Origin of the sequence: Imperialibacter sp. (assembly GCF_048007035.1) — a bacterium.
Classification (GTDB): domain Bacteria; phylum Bacteroidota; class Bacteroidia; order Cytophagales; family Cyclobacteriaceae; genus Imperialibacter.
The window spans coordinates 367725-389617 of sequence record NZ_CP180355.1 but is presented as its reverse complement, the minus strand read 5'-3'; the positions used below and the strand labels follow the sequence as shown (position 1 = coordinate 389617).

The following is a 21893-nucleotide window of genomic DNA, read 5'->3' as shown; positions in this document are numbered from 1 at the left end:
ATTTATGTTATTCTTTAAAAGGAGAAAAGTTAATGGTGCTGGCTTTTTCTTTGTAGGCCTTCCATTCGGTGTTAAAGAAAGCATCAGCGTTGGCTACGCCTTCGTCGGTAGCCTTCTCTGCATGGGCAATTGCCCATTCCTGATTGGTGTTTAGACTATTGTAGGGATTGCCCACCTGGTACATGGCCATGAACAGACGACTGGAAGCTACGGTGGGGTCATCGTAAATACCCTGCACATCCTCTTTTGACTTCAGCCGCTCTTTTAGTTCAGTAATCTTCTTCTCCAGTTCGGCTCCTTGTTTCTTGAGTGCTTCCTTGCCTTCTATGGGGCTGTCTTCCATCGCTGCATTCACTTTGGCGATGGTGGCTTTGGCATCGTTGAGTTTATCCACCGCAGCTGTTGCCTTTTCCATGATGGCATTGACACGATCAAAGCGCTGACTCATTTGTGCCGCAGCCGACTGGTTGAATGTAAACCGTGGGTCGGCTTTTACCTCAACTTTCGTTGTAGCTTCTTTACCCGCATAAGTATACTTTACTGTGTAGGTGCCTGGCAATACGCTAAAGCCACTTGGCTCGGCGGCGCCTGCCTTTTGTTTGGCACTCTCTGGGCTGCGAACGCCTTTTTTGTCAAGTCCCCACACGATGCGTTGCAGACCGGGCTTTTCCACCACCTGAAACAGGTTGCGGATGACGGTGCCGCTGGCGTCTGATATTTGCAGTCTCACAGTGTCCGACTTGATGGTGGTGTCCTGCTTCGAGGTAGCTTTTACTGAGTAGGAGAGCAGTGCTCCGGGCTCCCTGTCATCACCTTTGAAAATAGCATCGCCATGGAAACGGGTGCCTGCCGCTTCTTTGTAGGCAAAAAGGTAGGCGTCAGGCGCAGGGTAAGCATACAGAGGCTGTGCAATCATCTGAGCGCCCTTGCTGGCCATTTCTCTCAATGGTCGGATGTCGTCCATTACCCAAAGTGCCCGCCCGAAAGTACCTATCACAAGATCATGCTCCCTTGGGTGAATCTTCAGGTCGTAAGTAGATACTGTTGGGTAATCGTTCGTCCATTTGGTGAAGTTTTGACCGGCGTCGATAGAAACGTAAAGGCCGAATTCTGTGCCCACGAATATGAGCTTTGGTTCGACGGGATCCTGCACCATGGAAAGCACATAGCCGTAAACCTTCTGCTCGTTGACCAGGTTGACCCATGTTTTACCGAAGTCTTTGGTTTGGTAGAGCATCGGTGCCCAGTTACCCCGGCGGTAGTCGTTCACTTCCACAAAGGCTTCCCCTGCATTGTAGGTGGAAGCATTGATTTGCGGTATCCAGGCACCTTTTGGCATGCCTTTGATGTTGGCTGAGAGATTTGTCCATGTTTTGCCGCCGTCTCTGGTTAGCTGCACATTGCCATCGTCGGTGCCAGCCCAGATGATGTTTTTGTCCAGCGGGCTTGGAGCAATGGCGAGAATGGTGCAGTGATTTTCAGCACCGGTAGCGTCAAAAGTAAGTCCGCCAGTTTCCAGCTTGGTCTTTTCCGGGTCGTTTGTGGTGAGGTCGCCGGAGATCAGGCTCCAGTTTTGTCCCCTGTCGGAGCTTTTGTGAATAAACTGGCTACCGTAGTAAATGGTATTGGCATCAAATGGATCCTGAGCAATGCCCGCATTCCAGTTGAAGCGAAGAAACACGTTGTCGGGGTGGTTGGGTTTGATGAACTGGCTGAAGCCGGTTTCAAAGTCGAGGTAAGAAAGGAAACCGCCCTGCGACATGCCATAGCCATAGCGCAGATCGCCTGGAACAGGCACCACGTCAAAACCATCACCAAAAGCGATTTCGTCCCAGTAACCATTGCGGATGCCACCGTTGTGCAGCGACTGGCTTGGGCCTCTCCAGCTACCGTTGTCCTGCATGCCACCCATCACGTTGTAGGGCGTAGCCATGTCCACATTCACATGGTAGAACTGGCCAACAGGCAGGTTTTCTACAAAGCGCCAGGTTTTGCCTCTGTCACGGGAGATGTAGGCACCGCCGTCGTTGCCGTCCAGCATTAGAGAGGCGTCGGTAGGCAGCACATAAAACATGTGGTGATCCACATGCACCTTGTCGCCACCAGCCAGTGTCTCGAAGGTTTTCCCGCCGTCGATACTCACTTTTACTATGCCGTAGACGTTGTACAATGTGTTCTCGTTCCTAGGGTCTACACGAAGGTCCCAGTAATAAAATGGCCTGTCGCCCACATCCTGGTCTTGCACTTTGCTCCATTTTTTGCCGCCATCTACCGACTTGTAAAGGGCGTTTTTCTTGGTTTCAACAAGTGCGTAAACCACGTCAGGGTTGGACGGAGCAATAGCGATAGCGGTTTTTCCTATTTCACCTTCAGGTAAGCCATCGTCGGAGGTTCTCTTTGCCCAGTTTTCACCGCCATCGACCGATACATAAATACCTGATCCTTCGCCGCCCGACTTGAAGAACCAAGGCCAGCGGCGGTATTCCCACATACCAGCGATCAACTTGTTGGGGTTGGTTGGATCAATTGTCAGATCGGCGATGCCTGTGCGGTTGTTCACAAACAATACTTTTTTCCATGTTTTGCCGCCGTCGGTGGTTTTGAACACACCTCTGTCGGGGCTATCGGCCCAGGCGTTGCCCTGTGCACCTACCCACACCGTGTTGGGGTCATCAGGATGCAGGAAAATGCGGTGGATCGTACGGGTATTTTCCAGCCCCATGTGCTGCCAGGTTTGGCCGGCATCGAGACTACGGTACACGCCATTGCCCATGCTTTGGCTGTTGCGGGGGTTGCCCTCGCCGGTTCCCACCCAAATGATGTCGGGCGATTTCTGATAGATGGCAATGGAGCCAATGGAAGCAGCTTTTTCTTTCTCGAAAATGGGTTTCCAGCTGGTGCCGCCGCCAGTTGACTTCCAAAGGCCACCCGATGCAGTGCCCAGGTAGATGATGTCGGGGTTGCTTTGCACCACGTCGGCGGCTGTAACCCGGCCGCTCATGCCTGCCGGGCCAATATTGCGTGGTTTGATGCCTTTGAGCAGCTCCATATCGAGCACCTGGCCCATGGAAAGGAAGCTCGTGAAAAGGAGCAAAAAAGCCATGCTCCACAGTCTGTTGGGTAAATGTTGCATTGTCCTGATTAGTTTTTTTGGGAAGCTACACAGCCGGTTAATTATATCAAACACATATGTAACCAGTGAGTTGAATTATCCTGCAAACAGGGGGATAGAAATGACATATGCTTTTTTGAAATTGAAGTTGGACGTTTTGAGGTATGCTACTACACCATTGAAGATAGCCCTGATCGTGGTATGATCCGGCATTGAGACCGTGTGTCTCGCCGCTTTGTGGGTTGCCCGGATCCGCCGTCAGGCTTAACCATTTCTACTATTAAACTAGAGACACTGTGGATGCCACTCCAAGACCTGCCTGTCCTGCGTTTTTTGTCGCACTTTTTTTGACCTTGCATGCCTGTACACCAAAGTTGGAAGCCGATCAGCCACCGATGCCGGATGACTATAAGGCTGTTTCTCTGCGATCAGAAGCTTATATGACAGCCATGCCAGAGCTTGTTGGCCAGGTAGTTGATGCTGCGGTGAAGTGGGCCGTTGACGGGCCTGAACCGGATGAGCCATGGCTACAGGGCGCTATGGTAGCCCACGACAAAGAACATCAAATTATCAGTGTTGATTTTGGAAATGGAGGTGCCTGGGCGGGGGATGTGTGGCGGAGTGGGTTACTGCTGATTACCTACACTGACCTGCGACTGGTTGATGAAGCGACGTACCGTATTTCTTTTGTTAATTTCAAAATAGATCATGTATTAGTAGAAGGCGATTTCTCACTCACCTACCGATCAAAGGGAGCGCTAACGGAAAGAAAATATGAAGTGAGGTGGGAGCAGGGAAGGTTTACCTGGCCTGATGGCACCTACGCCACCCGTCAATTGAACCAAATAAGAACCATTCGCCTTGCACACCTCCCAATGCACAACGAATACAGCTGGGAAGGCGTAGCCTCCGGCGTCAACCGACATGGCTATGAATATTCCAGTATAATAACAGAGCAGCTCAGCTTCAGGCTAACCTGCCTGGTGGTAGGCAAAGTTTTTCCTTCGTACGGAAAGGTCGAGAGTACCATGAAAGGAGTCAGCTTTATTGTTGACTACGGTGAAGGAGAATGTGATAACGATGTGAGGGTGACAATAAATGGGGAAATTTCGACAATGCAGCTCAGTAGTAATTTTTAACCTATTTCAATATTTTTTAGAATTTTTTCAATTCCACATTAAACCTTTTCCGCCCGGCCTCATCAAAGCAGCAAACAAACTTCTATTAGATATGAATTTGCTAAAGAGATTGATGATGATGACAATGGTGGGAGGAACCATGGTATGGTTGGCTTCCTGCAACAACGAAGAGGATGGTTTGAATGATGATGCTACTGCGTCGGCTTTCGAAGATGTCGCAGTAGACACTGAAGCATCAATGGATGTGGCTTTTGAGGATGTGGACAATGTGGTGGAAGCGGGTATTAGTTATGATGATGCTTCCGGCGGAAAAATTATGCGTGACGCTTTGATCGAATGTGCCGTGGTTACCCACGATCATGAGAATAATACCGTGACGATTGACTACGGAGATGGCTGCGAGGGAGATGGCCGAACCAGGCGAGGAAAAATTATTGTCACCTACAGCGATGAAAGATGGTTTAAACCAGGGGCTTCACGCAGTGTGACATTCGAAGATTTTTATATCGACAGCGTAAAAGTGGAAGGAGTTCGTACCATTACGAATATCACAGCAGATGAGTCAAGCGCTCCTCAATTCAGAACTGAGGTGGTAGGTGGAAAGCTTTCATGGAACGACGGCACCTTTGCAACTCGTGATTCTGAGCACACCCGCACCTGGTCGAGGGCAGAGAACCCGGCTCAGGACGAATCGTTTGTGGAGGGGTCTGCTGAAGGGGTCAACAGAGACGGTGAGAATTATAGCAGCACCATCACCGAACGGCTTGTCTTCAAAAGACGCTGCGGAGCCCAGGGCTATTTCTTCCCAGTATCCGGTGTGATCGAAACCGTTGCGCCAGGTGCAACTATTGTCATCGACTATGGCGATGGTGAGTGCGATAACCTGGCAGAAGTGACTATCAACGGAGAAACTCAGATAATAGAGCTGGATGTAAAGGCTAGAAAACATGTTGTAAGAAGAAGGTTGAGGGGATAGACGGGCTAGGTTGGAGTAAACCGGAAGGGACTGGTGCATAGCCAGTCCTTTTTTCGTATCATAGCATATAAACTACAATCAAGGTAAAAATTATCTGGCTCTTGTTTGAAGTATAAATTATAATAACTACGTTTAAGGTAAATATTAGAAACTATGGGAAAATATCAACTGGGCGAGTTTGAAGAAGTAGTCCTTTTGACGGTCGCTGTGCTGTACGGAGAAGCTTACGGGATAGCCATCATAGAAGAGATGGAAAAAAGGCTCGACAGAAAGGTGAGTATAGGTTCATTGCAAACCGTGCTTAGACGGTTAGAGAAGAAAGGTTTTCTGTCTTCAGAGTTTGGAGAGGCCACACAGGTAAGAGGAGGGAAACGAAAAAGGTATTTCACAGTGACCCAATATGGTCAAAAGGCCATGGAAGAGCTGAAGGAACAGCGGCTTGGGTTGTGGAATGCGATACCTGAGGTGGCGTTTAAATGATGAATAATAGGGATTTAAAAGAACGCATTTTTACCCCAGCCCTAAAGGGAGAATGCGTTCTTTTAAGTCCAAAATCATCTATGAATTTTCAACCTCCGCTCCCTTCAGGGTAGGGGCCAACGGAGGTTGAAAATTTGAAACAGAAAATATTTAAGAGAGTGCTTTATACAAATACCAAGGATAGGGTTCTGTAAAAAAAGTGCCATTTCACCCCAACCCTAAAGGGAGCTGGCACTTTTTACAGAAACGATAAACAGTCGAAGAATTACATAAATGGGAGAAACCAGAAACATGTTTTATAGTGCGTCTTCTGCGATTTTCAAAAATGCAAAGAAGCTTCGTGCTAATCAGACTTTAGCGGAAAAGTTGCTATGGGAAGAGCTTCGTGCCAACAAGCTGCTAGGACTTCGGTTTAAAAGGCAACACCCTATCGGCACTTTCGTTGCCGACTTTTATTCCCACCCTGTCAGGCTAGTAATTGAAATTGACGGAGGGTATCATGATTTGGATGAACACATGGAATACGACGCTGGACGGACAGAAGAAATAGAGCAATTTGGAGTCAAGGTTATCCGATTTACTAATGCAGAAGTTGAAGGTAATATTAAATCAGTGATCGAACAGATAAAGACTATTTGCACTGAAAGACAATTGAGATGAATAACCACCCACCTCGCCTCCCCCTCCGCTTCTTCCGGTGGTTCTGCCACCCGGACTACCTGGAGGATATTGAGGGAGATTTGGTGGAGAGGTTTGAGAAGAGAGCGAGAGAACAGGGAGTTTTCAAGGCTAAATGGATATTTGGCTGGGAGGTAGCCAGGCTTTTCCGTCCAGGCATAATTAAGCCGATAGAAGGGAGTAACCGTATGAATCAGATTGGGATACTAAAAAATTATTTCAAGGTAAGCTGGAGGAATATGCTTCGGCAAAAATTGTATGCAGGCATCAACATTGGCGGGCTCACCATTGGGTTACTCTGCTTCCTGATGATCTTCATCTTTGTAGAGCACGAGCTTTCTTACGATAAATTTTTTCCTAACGCCGACAATATCTACAGGATTTACCAGCGCCAGCCAACCAACAGTTCGTTAGGCACAGACCTTTATGGTGTAACTCCTGCTGCTTTACCCTTCACGATGATGCAGGAGTATCCCGAGGTTGAATATGCCACCTCAATGACCGATTATTCGGTGTTGTTGGAATTAGGTGGCGATAACAATTACCTGGAAAACTGTCTTTTGGTTGATGAACATTACTTCAACGTTTTTCAGCATGAGTTCATAAGTGGAAACCCTCAATCGGCTCTGAACAACGCTGAGAGTATCGTTCTGACAGAGTCGCTGGCAAATAAGCTCTTCGATGGTGAAGATGCCATGGGCAGGCCTATAACCTACTGGGGTCACAATGCCATTGTAACTGGTGTAGTAAAGGATTTACCGGCTAATGCCTCTATCAGGTTTTCGGTTTTGATCAGTTTGCATGCCAGTAGCTATTACCAGCAAGAGGTGAAAAAGGAAAAATGGAACGGCAATTCTTACCATACTTTTTTCTCGCTTGCACCTCATGCGAACCCAGAATTACTTCAGGAGAAGCTGACAAAGCTAGTAGAGGAACGGTGGCTACATAAAGCTACAATACCAGTAGAATACATTGTTCAACCACTTTCCAATCTTCATCTCGGGCCAAATATCAATGAAGAGTTGGCTGTAAAGGGCAATTCGACGCAACTGATGCTCTTCTCCGTAGTTTCGTTTCTGGTGCTCACACTCGCTTGCTTTAATTACGTGAACCTCGCCATAGCAAGGTCGGTCAACCGGGCAAAAGAGGTAGGATTAAGAAAGGTAATTGGTGCCAGGAAAGGCCAGCTTATATTTCAGTTTATATCAGAGTCCGTTATGATGGCTTTCTTGGCGCTGATATTCGCAGTGGTGCTGGCCGTATTTCTGACTCCCCTTTTTGGAAACATGGTAGAAAGGCCATTGGAACTTGTAGCCGTCGAAAATTGGTCGGTAATACCACTCATGATTAGTGCTGTTATATTTGTGGGCATTTTTTCCGGGAGCTACCCGGCATTGTTTGTGGCATCAATGAGGCCTGTGAAAGCCCTCAAAGGAAAAGCCGGTACGCCTAAAGGTGGAAAGCGCTTTCAAACAGCGATGATAGTAGGGCAATATGCAGTTTCTATTGCAATGATTATTTGCAGTGTGGTCATCTATAACCAGTTTCGGTTCATCGGCCAGAAAGATATGGGGTTTGAAAGAGAACACATTATAACATTTCGTGCGCCGGGCAACGACTTCAACAAAGTAATGCCCCTACTCAAGAGTGAGTTACTCCAAAGTACAGATTTTTTGGCTATCACTGGTTCTAACCACCTTCCTGACGACATTGGCTCAAGTACTTTTTTGTTTGATGACAGAACAGGGGGGCAGATTTATCGGTTGCGCACAGACTACGACTTTCTTGAGCTGTACGGGATAGAACTAGTGGCGGGGCGCAACTTTTCTCCAGACTATGCCATGGATACTGAGACCAACTATATTATTAATGAGACAGCAGCCAGTGCATTGGGATGGAGCCCGACCGAAGCCATTGGCAAGCAGTTCACCAACGAAGACGGAGGTACGAAAACGGTCATTGGCGTGGTGAGGGATTTTCATACACAATCGCTGCATTTACCGATTGCTCCGCTGATGATCAAGGTGAGCGATCAGGTTAACTACGTTTCTGTGAAAGTGAGGCCTGATAATCTCCAGGAGACTATTTCGGAGTTGGAAAAAGCGGTGAGCCAGCACACAGACTTCCCTTTTAGTTATCAGTTCTTTGACGACCATTTTGATCAACTGTACAAAGATGACAAGCGCCAGGGCAAGCTTTTTGGCCTTTTCACCATTCTGGCAATTTTAATATCCAGCCTCGGCCTTTTTGGACTGGCTGCTTTTAGCGCTGGTCAGCGGATGAAGGAAATTGGCATCAGGAAAGTGCTCGGCGCTTCCATAACGGACATTATGTCGAATTTCAGCCTCGGTTTTTTGGGTCTTGTGCTGACAGGCTTCCTGCTGGCAATCCCCATAGCCTGGTTTCTGGCCGACCAATGGTTGCAAAACTTCGCTTACAGAACAGGCCTCAGCTGGTGGGTGTTTGCTGCAACTGGCTTTGTAGCCATGTTGCTTGCATTTGCTACTGTCAGCACCCAGGTATTTAAGGCTGCTATGACCAACCCTGTCAATTGCCTTCGAGATGAATAACCACCCACCTCGCCTCCCCCTCCGCTTCTTCCGGTGGTTCTGCCATCCGGATTGTCAGGAAGATATTGAAGGTGACCTAACAGAGCGATTTGAGAAAAGGGTGGAGGAAAAAGGAGCATTTGCTGCTAAAGTCTTTTTTGCGCTGGAGGTTTTGAAACTATTAAGGCCTGACATTGTAAGGCCAATGGAAGGGGCACAACGACTAAACCATTATGGAATGCTGAAGAACCACATCAAGATTACGCTTAGGTACCTGAAAAGCCATAAGGCATTTACATTTATCAACCTTATAGGGCTGACCACCGGTATTTTGGTTTGCTTTTTTGCACTGCTGTTTGTGGAGTTTGAACTAAGTTATGATAAGTACCATGAAAATAGTGAGCAGATATACAGGCTGGTGACGGATGTGCAGACGCCGAACGGCCCCAGGCTTGAAAGTTCATCGCTCCCCATGGCGCCAGCAGTAGCGGCCAACTTTCCCGAGGTGGCAATTTACGCCAGGGTGTTTCTGGACTACATGATCGTGCAATCCGACCCGGAAACTTTCATGCGGGAAGACCTGGCTTATGCCGATGCATCTGTTTTTTCAGTATTCACACTGCCACTGGTAGCCAGTAATTCAGCAACGGTACTCGACGCACCTTACGACGCTGTGCTTTCGGAAACTGCCGCTACCAAGTACTTCGGCACCACCGACTGCCTTGGCAAACAGCTTACCCTTGATGGGAGTACGAATGTGTATGTGGTAGGTGTGATGAAAGATATGCCCTACAACTCCCATTTTCGGACTGAAATATTCCTTTCAATGAAGCTGCTAACAGAGGTTTGGAATCCGGGAATAAAAGACAACTGGAATGCTTTCGGTACCTACACCTATTTGCTCCTTCAAAGCAAGCCGGCCATTGCCAGCTTTAACGAGGAGCTTACCGATTTTGTGGCAGGTAAGGTTGATAGCGGACAGGCCACTTATCTCATGTCTGTTGAGCCTCTGACTGACCTGTATTTGCGTGCTGAGGCTCGGGGGTTCAGAACAGGATCATCTGTCACCGGCAGCATCAACAATGTTTATATTTTGGCGATAGTGGCGCTGCTGGTATTGTCTATCGCAGGCTTCAATTTTGTGAACCTGTCGACGGCACTTTCGCTCAACCGTGCCAAAGAAATCAGCGTGAGAAAAGTGTTGGGTGCTGCCAAACGCCAACTACTGTTTCAGTTTCTTGCAGATGCTGTTTTTCTTTCGCTAGTGGCATTTGCTTTTGCACTTGTGTTGTTTGTATTGCTTTCTCCCTTTTTCAACCAACTGGTGGGCAAGCCCATTAGTACTAATATCTTCAATCATATAGAGTTTGTCGGTAGCCTTTTGGCACTTGCCGTTGGTGTTGGATTACTTTCAGGCATTTACCCGGCATTTTTCCTATCTGGCTTCGACCCGGTCAGCGGGCTGAAAGGAAAGGTGAAGGTAGGTAGCCACGGACACTCAATCAGGAAGTCGCTGGTCGTTTCACAGTTCTTCTTTTCGGTGATGCTGATTGCGTCAACGCTGGGTGTTTACAGGCAGCTTCAGTTCATGCAAAATAAGGACCTTGGCTATTCAAGGGAACAGAAGCTGGTGCTTGATTTTTACATGGACAAAAACATTAAGGAAAATGAGAAGATGGTCAAGCAGGAAATACTGGCTATACCTGGTGTTACCGCCGTCAGTATGTCGTCGTGCGTGCCTGGAAGCACCTGTCGCAGATACAACTTTTTAGTGCCTGGGGCAGATGGTGCTATAACCAGTTTTGTTTCCGATCTGTACCGGATAGACTATGATTTTATCGACCAGTATGAGATGCAAATTGTGGCTGGCAGGGCTTTTCAGCAAGAGCTACAGTCAGATATTAGGAAAGCCATTGTTCTCAATGAGACTGCTGTGAGAACCCTTGGTTATGCCGATCCTGCGGAGGTGATCGGTAAGCCTTTTGACCAAAAAAACTGGTGGAAAGGGACGGTCATTGGGGTGGTAAAAGATTTCCATTTCAAATCACTGAAAGAGAAAATAGAACCTCTTGCGCTTCAGATAGATCCTTCAAGGTTCATGTTCCTTACCTTGGATGTTTCGGGCAGCAATATGCACGACATCGTCGATAAGCTGGAAGACAAGTGGGCCGACTTTGGTCCTAAGAGGCCCTTTAGCTATTCATTTGCTGACCAGGCTTATCAGCCTCAGTATCAGTCGGAGGATCGGTTTGGGAAACTTATCCTGATTTTTGCGTCCATCGCTTTACTGCTATCAGTACTTGGGTTGCTCGGTTTATCAGCATTGGACACCCAACAACGAGCCAAAGAAATTGGTATCAGGAAGATTCTGGGAGCTTCGCCAGCCAATTTACTGGGGCTGTTGTCAAAGGACTTTCTCCTTCTGGTGCTGATCGCTTCGGCCCTGGCTGTGCCGGTCACTTTCTTTGGGTTGAGCAGCTGGCTGGAAGGGTTCGCCTACCGGATCGATGTGGCCTGGTGGCTTTTTGCTATTGCTATCTCTGTAGTGGTGGTTTTGTCTATTGTGATAATCGCTAGTCAGGTGCTGAAAGCGGCACTTGCTAACCCTATCCATGCTTTGAGAGATGAATAAGCACCAACCACCCAAACTCCCCCTTCGTTTCTTTCGCTGGTTCTGCCATCCGTACTACCAGGAAGATATTGAGGGTGATTTGCTGGAGCGGTTTGAGAAGAGGGTGGAGGAGAAAGGGATAAAGAAAGCCAGGTGGCTTTTTGTATGGGAGGTTTTTCAATTACTAAAACCGGCACTTATGAAGCCAATAGGAGGGATGCAACAGATTTACAACGGAATGTTTTCTAACCATCTGAAACTAGCCTTTAGAGGCATGAAAAAGAACAAGGCTTTCTCCACCCTGAGCGTATTGGGGCTTGGACTGGGGCTTGCCTGCACTGTCGGTATTTTTTTGTGGGTTTCCAATGAGTTGAGCTTTGACAGGTTTCACGCTAAAGCTAATAGGATATTCCAGGTGGAGCTTATTCTTCGGCAGTATGAGAAAAGCGTGGTGACGCCTGGGCCGCTAGCTGAAGCGCTGAAGCAGGAATACCCAGAAGTGGCCAACGCCTCCCGATATACTTTCCGCAGTGAGCCGGAAGCTATTAAAACAGGAGAGAAACAACTCAATGGGAGAGGAGCAAAAACAGATGCTGCTTTTTTTAGCATGTTTGATTTCCCATTTGCATATGGTAATAGCTCAGGGTTTTCTGGCAATTCTGTGATTTTGACTCAAGCTCTGGCTGACAAATTATTCGACGGTGCTGAGGCCATCGGAGAGTTGGTGACGGTTGGAAACTCCGATACCTACCAGGTATCAGCGGTCTTAGCCGATCTGCCACAAAATTCGTCCTTTCAATTCGATTTTATCCTTCCGTTTGAGCAAGTCGCCAGTCAGGATGAGAGCAGGGCCTGGGGTGCCTGGTTTTGTGCCACTTTTATTGAGCTGGATGGCCAAGCCACTGCATCGTCCCTGCTTTCGAAATCAAACGGGCTCAAAACGCTCTACGACAAGATCGAAAAGCCGCATTGGTCAAGTGAGCTTATCGCACTACCCGATATCTACTTTAACGACAAGATGACTCCCTTTTTTCCCAGAAGCGGCGACATTCGGTATGTGTGGATATTTTCTGTTGCAGGCTTGCTGATTTTAATTCTTACCTGCGTCAACTATGTAAGCCTTACCACTTCCCGGTTTATCTCGCAATTTCGGCAAGCCGGGCTGGAAAGAATACTTGGTGCCGATAGGTGGCACATCATCCACCGGTATTTTGTGGAAGGCCTTTTGAATTTGATTCTCGGCAGCATTGCTGCAATCATGCTGTTGGTTTTGTTAGGCAACTATTTTGGTATACCAATGGCAATCGTTGGTTCCGTTGTCAGCCGGCAGGAAGTGATTGGTCTTATAATGGCTTTCATTCTAATCATACTCCTTATTATTTCAATTGTTCCGGCGCTAATGATCAGCTCGTCAAAGCCGCTGGTAATGATCAGGAAAAACATAAGTGAAGGCCGAGGTGGGTTTTCGGTGAGGAAGCCGCTTGTGGTGTTTCAATTCTGCGTTAGCATTGCCATGGTCACCGGCACACTGATCTTCCAAAATCAGATGACTTTTATTCGTGACAGGAATCCCGGCTACTCAAAGGAAAACCTGGTGACTGTAAAGATAGATGATCAAGCCAGAGACAACGTGGAAGCCTTTAAAAATGTATTGGATCAGTCTCTCGACATAACCGCTATGTCTCGTTCGACATTTGAATATATCTATTTTGATATGCAAATAGGCGACTGGGAGGGAAAAGAGGTGGAAGGCACCCTAACCGTCAGACCAATGAATGCTGACAGTGAGTTTGTTGAAGCATTTGAGATAGCAATGGCCGAAGGCAGATTTTATGAAAAGGGCCATGCTGATGAGCAGTCGATAGTAATCAACCAGGAGGCTGCCGACCAAATGGGGCTGATTTCGCCAACAGGTAAAACTGTGAGATTGCCAAGAGGGCAGGAGCTGACGATCATCGGCGTGGTCAAGAACTTCAATTACTGGGGCCTTACCAAAGCCATTGAACCTCTCTTCATTTTTAACGGAAACTCAGGCGACCTGTATATCAGGCTTACGGGTAATGACAACGGAAGGGCTTTGGCTTTTATTCACGAATCTTTTGAGCAACTGAACCCAAATAGCGTATTCAGCTATGAGTCTTTGACAGACAGGTACCAGGCGCAGCATGCCAGCCATGAGCGAACGGGCGAAATCTTCTCCGGCTTTGGCGCCATTGCGCTTATCATGTCATGTTTTGCGTTGCTGGCCATTATCACATTCACGATAGAGCAAAAGACAAAAGAAATTGGTATACGAAAGGTTCATGGAGCGTCGCCGGGGCATATTGTCAGGCTGCTGATGAAAGACTTTCTGCTCTACGTGTCTATAGCGTTTTTGGTGGCAGCCCCAATCACCTGGATTGGGATGGATAGTTGGCTTCAAATCTTTTCCTATCGTATCCAACTTTCATTCTGGCAGCTGCTTCCCGGTGGGTTTTTGGTGCTCATTATTGCCACCTTGACAATCATTTTTCAGACCATAAAAGCTGCGCTGGCCAATCCAATACATGCTTTGAGAGATGAGTAGGCACAACCCACCGAAACTACCCCTCCGTTTCTTCCGCTGGTTCTGCCATCCGGATTACCGGGAAGATATTGAAGGGGACTTACTGGAGCGATTTGACGCCAGGATTATTGACAATGGTTTGAGAAAAGCCAGGCGGCTTTTTGCTCTTGATGTGATCAAGCTTTTCAGACCAGCAATTATTAAACCCATAGGAGGGAGTTATCGCATGAATCAATTTGGGATGTTCAAAAACTATGTGAAGGTTGGCTGGCGCAGTATGCAGCGACAAAAGCTCTACACCGCCATTAATGTGGGCGGATTGGCACTTAGCCTCACCGCCTTTATTCTAATTTTTTTGTATGTCAGGCACGAACTGTCGTTTGACAGGTTTTATCCTGACTCAAAAAGAATATACCGGACTTATCAACAACAAACATTCAACCCTTTTATGGGTAGCGATTACTTTGCCGTAATGCCAGCTGGATTTGCTGAAACACTCATGAGTGATTTTCCGGAGGTGGAAGCGGCTACTTCGCTACAGGCACCAACCCGAATTATAACAATGGGAGAGGTTAGCTATCTGGAAAAGGGAATCTCTGCGGATCCTCAATTTTTTAAGGTGTTTGGCTTCAATTTTTTAAGAGGTGATGCGGAGAGCGCACTCTTGATTCCAGAAAGCATAGTGCTGACCGAGTCGCTGGCCCAAAAGCTTTTTGGAAGCGATGACGTTATGGGAACGTCGTTAACTTTGGATGGCCGAAAGGTTCAGGTGACCGCCATTATTCAGGATCCGCCTCTCAACTCCACGCTACAGTTTACGCATGTTTGGAGCCTTGAGGCAGATCAGTACTATCTGGACGATAAAGCAAAGGAAAAGTGGGAGGGAAATGCATTTTACTCTTTTCTGAAGGTGAAAGAAGGTGCCGATGCTGTTGGGTTACAGGCCAAGATGCCAGAGCTTCTGAAACAGCGATGGGCCTACGACGACTACCCGACTTATTTGATCCAGCCAATCACGGAATGGCATTTGCAAACGGCGGTCAATTTCGATCTTGGCCCCAGAGGAAATCCTGCGCAGCTGGCACTTTTTTCAATGATAGCTGCATTGATCCTGATACTTGCGTGCGTCAACTATATGAACCTGGCCATTACCCGATCTATTGGCAGAGCAAAGGAAGTGGGGTTGCGGAAGGTAATTGGCGCTCACAAATGGCAGCTGGTGATGCAATTCCTTGGTGAGTCGGTATTTGTTACTCTCGCTGCGTTGGCAGTGGCTGCACTATTGCTACCGGCCTCTTTGCCATACTTCGGGCAGATGGTCGACAGGACGCTGGTGTTCAACATGGGAGACTTTATTATGCTAGCCCCTGGTTTGTTGCTGTTGGTTATCATTGTAGGCATACTATCCGGCAGTTACCCGGCCTTGTTTATGTCGTCGCTTGCACCAGTAAAGGTGCTGAAAGGGAAAATGAATGCGTCTGCTTCTGGAATTCGCCTGCAAAAAGGTTTGATCATCGGGCAGTATGCTATTTCTGTTGCCATGATTATCTGTAGCCTTGTGGCTTATGCTCAGTTCAAGTTCATTAGCGAAAAGGAACTTGGATTTGAAAAAGAGCATGTTTTTACAATCCGGTCTTATGATGGTAATGTAAGAGACAGCTTTGAGGCCATAAAAGCAGAATGGCTGGCAAACCCGAAAGTGGTGGCCGTAACTATTTCTCAAAACCTTCCTACTAATGTAGAGCAGAGTAACGTGGTTAGCCTGAAGGAGGAAGGGAAAGAGACTGATTATGACCATACCATTTATCAGCTGAGAACCGACGAAAACTACCTCGAAGTATTCGGCATGGAGCTGATTGCAGGAAGGACGTTGTCACCTGAGTATGCTCTTGATCAATCCTCCAAAAATATTGTTGTGAACGAAGCGGCCTGCCGGGAGTTTGGGTGGTCTGTTGACGAAGCGGTGGGAAAGACCTTTACGTCTGGCTGGGAGGGTGACAAGATCATTGTGGGCGTGATCAAAGATTTTCACATGCATTCCATGCATATGACGATTGCGCCGCTACTGGTAGAACTGAAGGAGAATTTCCGCTACATTTCTGTAAAGGTTAAGCCAGGAGACCTTCCTGCAACCGTGGTTTCTCTGGAGGAAACATTTCGTAAATACTCTTCCCTCCCCTTCGACTACGAATTCCTGGACGATAATTTTGATAAACTTTATAAGGCAGATATTCGACAGGGCGAAATATTTGGCTTTTTTACCATTATAGCGCTTTTGGTAGCCTGCCTCGGTCTGTTTGGCCTTGCAGCTTTTAGTACTCAACAACGTGCCAAAGAGGTGGGCATACGTAAAGTTCTGGGAGCCAGTACGGCTCATATTGTTTCGCTGTTTGCTTTCAGGTTCATCAAGATGGTGGCAATCGGCTACCTGATAGCCTTACCGGTCGGTTGGTGGCTGGTGGATCAATGGCTGAACGAATTTGCTTATCGGGTGACCGTGCAATTGTGGATGCTCGCACTTCCCGGTCTGGCAGCGCTGGCAGTGGCCTTTATGACCATCAGCTCTCAGTCGGTAAAAGCAGCTTGGGCCAACCCGGTAGATGCTTTGAGAACCGAGTAAACTTACACCACCCGCCTTTATTAGGGTGGCTAGATCACTTTTTTTAGCGCATAGTCATCAAGTTTTCAGGCTTTACTCCCTTTAGGGCGGGGGTAAAAAAAGCCTGAAAATAGAGTGATACTGTTAAAAATAGCAGGCTATTAGAAACAAGCCGTTGGACGCATTGTGATCGGAGTGATCAACCCCGATTGATAAGCATCCTGTCCAAATAGGCAGGTTCCTGCATTTGAGGATTCTTGAAAAATGTGAGGAGGATGTGGCGGAGCAGGTCGGTGCCGAAGCTGACGACGTCAATTTTCTTTTTGGGATAAAAGCTGATCTTTCGCTCCTTGCCGTTGAGGTGACTGCTGCCTTTTAATATGCTGAGCTTGTATTTGTACAGGGCTTCCACCACCTTAAAAATATCGTTGGCCTCTTTTCGGGAGAACGGGGCTATTTGCAGCAAAGAGCCCAGCCGCATGGATAGTTTGTACACAGGATCACCATGCACTTCATCCAGCAGCAGTGCTTCCAGCGCTGTCAGTATGTCGATCATGCTCTCTGGCGACTGGTCGTTCAGGTAGATGCTGTTCAGCTTCTGCACACCCACTTCCAGGCTTTTTCGGCCACCTTTCGAGAGCGACTTGTAAATATCGGCTATGTCCTGAATGTCTTTTTCTTTGATTTTTGGTGGCGTCTGCTTCCACTTTTGGTTGAGGAAAGAGGCCGGAAAATCGTGCTGTTCGATAGGGAAGCAGGGCAGCAAATCGGCGGCCCATTGATCGGACCAACCCGCTGGACATACCAAAAGTTGGCCATAGCCGGTTTCTTCTCCAGTAACCACCCTGAGCGAACCCATGAGGTAGGCGAGGTGCTCGATAATGTCAGAGAAAGCGTTGGGGTCGTTGAGGAAGTCGTTTCTGGCCTCAAGCGAAGTATTGTCTACCACCCAGTCTTCAAAAACCAGCGCATGGGTGGCTGAGGCAAATACCTGCTGCAGCTTGGAGTTGAGATGCCTGCCAAAATAAGCCTTGCTCAGCTGACGTGCATCGTCGATTTGTCGCAGTGCAAGCCCCGGGCCCAGCTCCACCTCCCCAACCGGAAAGTGAAGAAACAAGATGGGTACCCACACATCTACTTTCAGTTCATTTTTCGACCAGGCACCATACCATGCTTGGAATACCGGCTCAAACGCTTTTTCATGGTACTCCAGCTTTCCATACACATGCGCATAATGATCGATGAGGTCAGCGATGAAAAAGTAGGTGTGGTAGTTTCTGGCCACTTCCTCTTCGGCGGTCAGGCCATAGAAGGTCACATAGTCCTTGTTGTTGAGCAGTCCTTGCTGCAAAGTCTTCCACGACTGTATATCGTTGTACCGGTTGCCTTTCAGAAAAAGGTTGCTGTACCTGATTTTGGCAACGGAAGAGTAGCTAAAGTCCGGCAGTCCGTTTTTTGACCACTGCAAAAATGGAAACTGCTCGTAGAAAGAGAACGGGTCAGCAATCTCCTCCTGTTCTACCCGCTCCTCCTGATAGCGGAGGATGGACAGCCCATCGTCGAGGGCCTTTTTTACCAGCTCTTTGATCTCTTTCTCACTCATGATCCCACACTCATTTCTTTTCGCATCGGCTCGTATTTTCTAATGCGTTCGAGCCAAATTTCTGCACATGATAAATTTAGGCTTGCCTGAAGACAAAACCAACGCAGACAGCGCTGATATTGAAATTTAATGAATTATTGATCGTCCGAAGATGTTTATTGAATACGGAATATCTAACTTTTCGCACTAATTTTTAGCCCATGATAAGAGAGCTGCTTTTGCCATTCGATTTTTCAGACAACTCTAAAACAGCGTTGCATTTCGCCATGTCACTTCAGCAGAAACTGAAGGCGCATATGAGCCTCATTCACACGCTGGAGGTACCCTATGATTTTGCTTCCCGACAGGAAGAAAACAAAAAGGCGATGGAAAAGCAGGCCAGAGCCCAGTTAAAAGCCCTCGTTGAAGAGCTTTATCAGACTACTACCTCTGCCGATGAGTTGAATCTCGACATGCATATTCTCGAGGGTGAGGTATCGGAAGGCATATTGAGAGCAACCAGGCAGTATGCTGCCGACCTGGTGCTCATGCCTACCATGGGTGCCAGTGGTCTTAAACGATTTTTCCTGGGTAGCCGTACAGCTGATGTGATACACAAGTCGGTCAAACCTGTACTGGTGATTCCGCCCAAAGCCGACTTTGGAAAGGTGAAGAACCTGGTTTTTGCCACCAGCCTGAAAGACAAGGATATCGCCTTGTTGGAAAGTGTGGACGACCTGGCAGGCAAGCTGGGGCTTGGTATTGTGATCGCACATATCAAGGAAGAAGAAACCAAAGACTTTGAGCTGAAATGGAGGGGCATGAAGGACTTTGCTGAGGAAAAGATCTTTCAGGCCGACGTAAGCTACTATTCAAGTAACTACGACGACTATTTTGAAGGCATTGAGCACTACCTGGGCAAAAACCCCGGCAGCCTGCTGGTGATGCGCAGAAGTGCCAGATCAACCATAAAGGACTTGTTCAGAAAGAGTCATACGGAAGATATGGCGTATCACGCCAATGTGCCGATGTTGGTGTTTTGAGTATGATTTTTTTCTCGCCACTTGTTCAGTTTTGGCCATTTATGAATACAGACGCTGGTTGAAGTAAAACTTCTGATGAGGTTTCCATGTGGGTTTTTCATTTTCCCCTCTGCGACTAATGACACTTGCCACAGATTTTTTAGTACACACGTAACGAGACATTTTAAAAATTGATTGAGACTTTTTAATCGTCTATTTTTGTTAACGATAGTGCTATCAGCTGCTAACAGATATGACAGTGGTGAAAGACCTATCACACATATTTCGGTTTGAGTGCCATAAAGTGCAACTTTACCTAAAAGAGAAAAGATCTGTTTTGATTCGTTACCGGATAATGATACACAAAGAGCTTATAGCTCGTAATGCTTATTGAATATGAAAGTATTGCTGGAAATAAAAGATGATAAATCTGCTTTCTTCATGGAGGTGCTCAAAAACTTCTCTTTCGTAAAGGCTACAACTCTTACTGAGTCTAAAGCTGAGTTTCTGCAGGAGTTTAAAGAAGCGATTGACGAGGTAAAACTGGCCAAGGAAGGTAAATTAAAGCTGCAATCTGCGAAAGATTTCCTCAATGAACTTGAAGATTGAGCTTACCTCTAAATTCAAACGCAAGGCCAAAGCTTTACTAAGAAAATACCCTTCCTTAAAGCAAGAGCTTCAAGATCTGATTTTTGCTTTGGAAGCTGATCCCACTCATGGGACTCCCATCAAGCATAACTGCTACAAAATACGGCTCTCTATAAAATCTAAAGGAAAAGGTAAATCTGGGGGTGCCAGAGTGATTACCCACCTTCATGTTACTGATACTACCGTCTATCTGATTTACATTTATGATAAATCTGAGCAGAACAATATCTCAGAAAAAGAGCTATTAGAGCTCATCAAAGCCCTGGATTGAGATAGCGACTTTGAGGAACCCATAATAGTGATGCGCACAAGCGCAAGGTCAACCATTAAGGATATGTTCAGAAAGAGTCATACGGAAGATATGGCGTATCACGCCGATGTGCCGATGCTGGTTTTCTAGCCGAACTGCTCAAAGAACAAGCGGGTGTAGTCAATAGTTGGAAGGAATTTGTAAATTCAGGGCTTACAGGACTACTATGCGCACCCTTGCAATTATTTTGATTTGTTTGAGCCTTGATGCATTCGGTCAGACTAAACAACTCCCTCTAAAAGTATCCGACAACCAGCGCTTTCTCGTCTATTCCGATGGCAGCCCTTTCTTCTACCTGGGCGATACCGCCTGGGAGCTTTTTCACAGGCTCAATCATGAAGATACCGAGTACTATCTGCAAAAAAGGAAAGAACAGGGGTACACGGTTATTCAGGCTGTGGCGCTGGCTGAAATAGATGGACTAAATACTCCGAATGCGCAGGGCAACAAGCCCCTGATTGACAACGACCCCACCAAACCCAATGAGGCTTACTTTAAAGATGTGGATTGGGTCATTCAAAAAGCGGCCGAAAAAGGGTTGTTCATTGGGCTGCTGCCTACCTGGGGCGACAAGCTATTCAAGAACAGCTGGGGCACGGGGCCAGAGATTTTTAACGAGAAGAATGCAGCGATTTATGGCGAGCATATTGGCAAGCGGTACAAAGACCAGTGGAATATCATTTGGATTCTGGGCGGTGACAGAAATCCGAGAAATGAAGCCGACGTGGCCGTTTGGAATGCCATGGCTGAAGGAGTGGCAAAAGGCCTGGGTGGAAACGACAAAGGCCTGATGACCTATCATCCACAGCCACACCAAAACGGCGGCTCATCTACCTGGTTTCACCGGGAGCAATGGCTCGATTTCAACATGCACCAAACAGGCCACTGCTACGAAAACAACCGCCACGAGAAAATCACCTGGGATTACAACCTGACGCCAACCAAACCAACGCTGGATGGCGAGCCCTTGTATGAAGAGCACCCCATCTGCTTCAACATCAAAGAGCACGGCGTGTCCAATGCCGACAACGTGCGCAAGCTGGCCTACTGGCAGGTGTTTGCCGGGGCGGCAGGGCACACCTATGGGTGCCATGCAGTGTGGCAGATGTACGAGGAAGGCCGGGAGCCAGTGAACGCTCCGCAACACACCTGGAAGGAGTCGCTGGAGCTAACGGGTGGCAGACAGATGGGGTATGTGCGAAAGCTGATGGAGTCGAGGCCCATGCTGGAGCGAATCCCTGACCAGTCGATGGTGCTGGGAGAGAACGACCCAATGGAAGGCTACTACATCAGCGCCAACCGGTCGTCGAAAGGCACCTTTGCTTTTGTTTACACGCCCTTTGGCAGAGTACTTAACCTAAATACCACCAGCCTCAAAGGGAATTTCCTTAATGTGAGCTGGTTCAATCCCCGCACCGGTGAAATGACCACCGCCGTAAGCATGGAAAAGCAACCCGAGATGGCTTTTATGCCACCCTCCAAAGGTGAAGGCATGGACTGGGTGCTGGTGCTGGATGCGATGGAGTAAGGTGAAATGTTGACTATCTTCTTTTCCATTGCGTAGACAACATCAGGAAGGCAAGTTTGCGGGGTCGGCAAAGAACGATGAGTGTCTACGTTAACGCAAAGAACTTTATTTCAA

General features: G+C 47.5%; 14 protein-coding genes. 12 read left to right on the top strand and 2 right to left on the bottom strand.

Features of this window, described 5'->3' with window-relative positions; genetic code table 11:
* Nucleotides 1-7: 7 nt before the first annotated feature.
* A complete protein-coding gene (locus ACMVP2_RS01755; RefSeq protein ID WP_416866473.1) occupies nt 8-3133 on the bottom strand; it encodes a WD40/YVTN/BNR-like repeat-containing protein in 3126 nt (1041 codons plus the stop codon).
* A gap of 275 nt (nt 3134-3408) precedes the next feature.
* Between ACMVP2_RS01755 and ACMVP2_RS01750 the strand changes: the two genes are divergently transcribed.
* From ACMVP2_RS01750 to ACMVP2_RS01715, 8 genes are all read left to right on the top strand, one after another.
* Nucleotides 3409-4251 carry a hypothetical protein gene (locus tag ACMVP2_RS01750; protein WP_416866472.1) on the top strand — a complete coding sequence of 281 codons (843 nt, stop codon included), beginning with the start codon at nt 3409-3411 and terminating at the stop codon, nt 4249-4251.
* 91 nt (nt 4252-4342) lie between these two features.
* On the top strand, nt 4343-5227 hold the full coding sequence (locus tag ACMVP2_RS01745) for a hypothetical protein (protein ID WP_416866471.1): 885 nt from the start codon (nt 4343-4345) through the stop codon (nt 5225-5227).
* Nucleotides 5228-5380: 153 nt separating this feature from the next.
* Entirely contained in the window at nt 5381-5707 is a 327-nt protein-coding gene (locus tag ACMVP2_RS01740; RefSeq protein WP_416866470.1) for a PadR family transcriptional regulator, read from the top strand.
* Between the two features lie 273 nt (nt 5708-5980).
* On the top strand, nt 5981-6367 hold the full coding sequence (locus ACMVP2_RS01735; protein WP_416866469.1) for an endonuclease domain-containing protein: 387 nt from the start codon (nt 5981-5983) through the stop codon (nt 6365-6367).
* Nucleotides 6364-8955, top strand: a complete 2592-nt coding sequence (locus ACMVP2_RS01730; protein ID WP_416866468.1) for an ABC transporter permease — start codon at nt 6364-6366, stop codon at nt 8953-8955. Before ACMVP2_RS01735 ends, ACMVP2_RS01730 begins: the two co-directional genes overlap by 4 nt.
* Entirely contained in the window at nt 8948-11566 is a 2619-nt protein-coding gene (locus tag ACMVP2_RS01725) for an FtsX-like permease family protein (protein WP_416866467.1), read from the top strand. Before ACMVP2_RS01730 ends, ACMVP2_RS01725 begins: the two co-directional genes overlap by 8 nt.
* A complete protein-coding gene (locus ACMVP2_RS01720; protein ID WP_416866466.1) occupies nt 11559-14111 on the top strand; it encodes an ABC transporter permease in 2553 nt (850 codons plus the stop codon). The genes ACMVP2_RS01725 and ACMVP2_RS01720 overlap by 8 nt, the downstream gene beginning before the upstream one ends.
* Nucleotides 14104-16710 (top strand): ABC transporter permease, encoded by a 2607-nt coding sequence (locus ACMVP2_RS01715; protein ID WP_416866465.1) that lies wholly within the window; start codon nt 14104-14106, stop codon nt 16708-16710. Before ACMVP2_RS01720 ends, ACMVP2_RS01715 begins: the two co-directional genes overlap by 8 nt.
* Nucleotides 16711-16888: 178 nt before the next feature.
* Here ACMVP2_RS01715 and ACMVP2_RS01710 read toward each other — a convergent pair whose 3' ends face one another.
* Nucleotides 16889-18292 (bottom strand): hypothetical protein, encoded by a 1404-nt coding sequence (locus tag ACMVP2_RS01710; protein WP_416866464.1) that lies wholly within the window; start codon nt 18290-18292, stop codon nt 16889-16891.
* Nucleotides 18293-18492: 200 nt separating this feature from the next.
* Between ACMVP2_RS01710 and ACMVP2_RS01705 the strand changes: the two genes are divergently transcribed.
* The 4 genes from ACMVP2_RS01705 (at nt 18493) to ACMVP2_RS01690 (ending at nt 21779) form a co-directional block, all read left to right on the top strand.
* Nucleotides 18493-19314: a universal stress protein gene (locus ACMVP2_RS01705; protein ID WP_416866463.1), complete on the top strand. Its 822-nt coding sequence runs from the start codon at nt 18493-18495 to the stop codon at nt 19312-19314.
* Nucleotides 19315-19689: 375 nt separating this feature from the next.
* Nucleotides 19690-19902 carry a hypothetical protein gene (locus ACMVP2_RS01700; protein ID WP_339791186.1) on the top strand — a complete coding sequence of 71 codons (213 nt, stop codon included), beginning with the start codon at nt 19690-19692 and terminating at the stop codon, nt 19900-19902.
* Nucleotides 19886-20212 (top strand): type II toxin-antitoxin system RelE/ParE family toxin, encoded by a 327-nt coding sequence (locus ACMVP2_RS01695; RefSeq protein WP_416866462.1) that lies wholly within the window; start codon nt 19886-19888, stop codon nt 20210-20212. The genes ACMVP2_RS01700 and ACMVP2_RS01695 overlap by 17 nt, the downstream gene beginning before the upstream one ends.
* 205 nt (nt 20213-20417) lie before the next feature.
* On the top strand, nt 20418-21779 hold the full coding sequence (locus ACMVP2_RS01690) for a glycoside hydrolase family 140 protein (protein ID WP_416866461.1): 1362 nt from the start codon (nt 20418-20420) through the stop codon (nt 21777-21779).
* Nucleotides 21780-21893: the final 114 nt, after the last annotated feature.

Bases quoted from the DNA above. Each gene is read 5' to 3' on its own strand.
- ACMVP2_RS01705 (WP_416866463.1), top strand. From the start codon at position 18,493: ATGATAAGAGAGCTGCTTTTGCCATTCGATTTTTCAGACAACTCTAAA.
- ACMVP2_RS01695 (WP_416866462.1), top strand. From the start codon at position 19,886: ATGAACTTGAAGATTGAGCTTACCTCTAAATTCAAACGCAAGGCCAAA.
- ACMVP2_RS01690 (WP_416866461.1), top strand. From the start codon at position 20,418: ATGCGCACCCTTGCAATTATTTTGATTTGTTTGAGCCTTGATGCATTC.
- ACMVP2_RS01720 (WP_416866466.1), top strand. From the start codon at position 11,559: ATGAATAAGCACCAACCACCCAAACTCCCCCTTCGTTTCTTTCGCTGG.
- ACMVP2_RS01755 (WP_416866473.1), bottom strand. From the start codon at position 3,133: ATGCAACATTTACCCAACAGACTGTGGAGCATGGCTTTTTTGCTCCTT.
- ACMVP2_RS01700 (WP_339791186.1), top strand. From the start codon at position 19,690: ATGAAAGTATTGCTGGAAATAAAAGATGATAAATCTGCTTTCTTCATG.
- ACMVP2_RS01715 (WP_416866465.1), top strand. From the start codon at position 14,104: ATGAGTAGGCACAACCCACCGAAACTACCCCTCCGTTTCTTCCGCTGG.
- ACMVP2_RS01735 (WP_416866469.1), top strand. From the start codon at position 5,981: ATGGGAGAAACCAGAAACATGTTTTATAGTGCGTCTTCTGCGATTTTC.
- ACMVP2_RS01730 (WP_416866468.1), top strand. From the start codon at position 6,364: ATGAATAACCACCCACCTCGCCTCCCCCTCCGCTTCTTCCGGTGGTTC.
- ACMVP2_RS01725 (WP_416866467.1), top strand. From the start codon at position 8,948: ATGAATAACCACCCACCTCGCCTCCCCCTCCGCTTCTTCCGGTGGTTC.
- ACMVP2_RS01745 (WP_416866471.1), top strand. From the start codon at position 4,343: ATGAATTTGCTAAAGAGATTGATGATGATGACAATGGTGGGAGGAACC.
- ACMVP2_RS01710 (WP_416866464.1), bottom strand. From the start codon at position 18,292: ATGAGTGAGAAAGAGATCAAAGAGCTGGTAAAAAAGGCCCTCGACGAT.
- ACMVP2_RS01740 (WP_416866470.1), top strand. From the start codon at position 5,381: ATGGGAAAATATCAACTGGGCGAGTTTGAAGAAGTAGTCCTTTTGACG.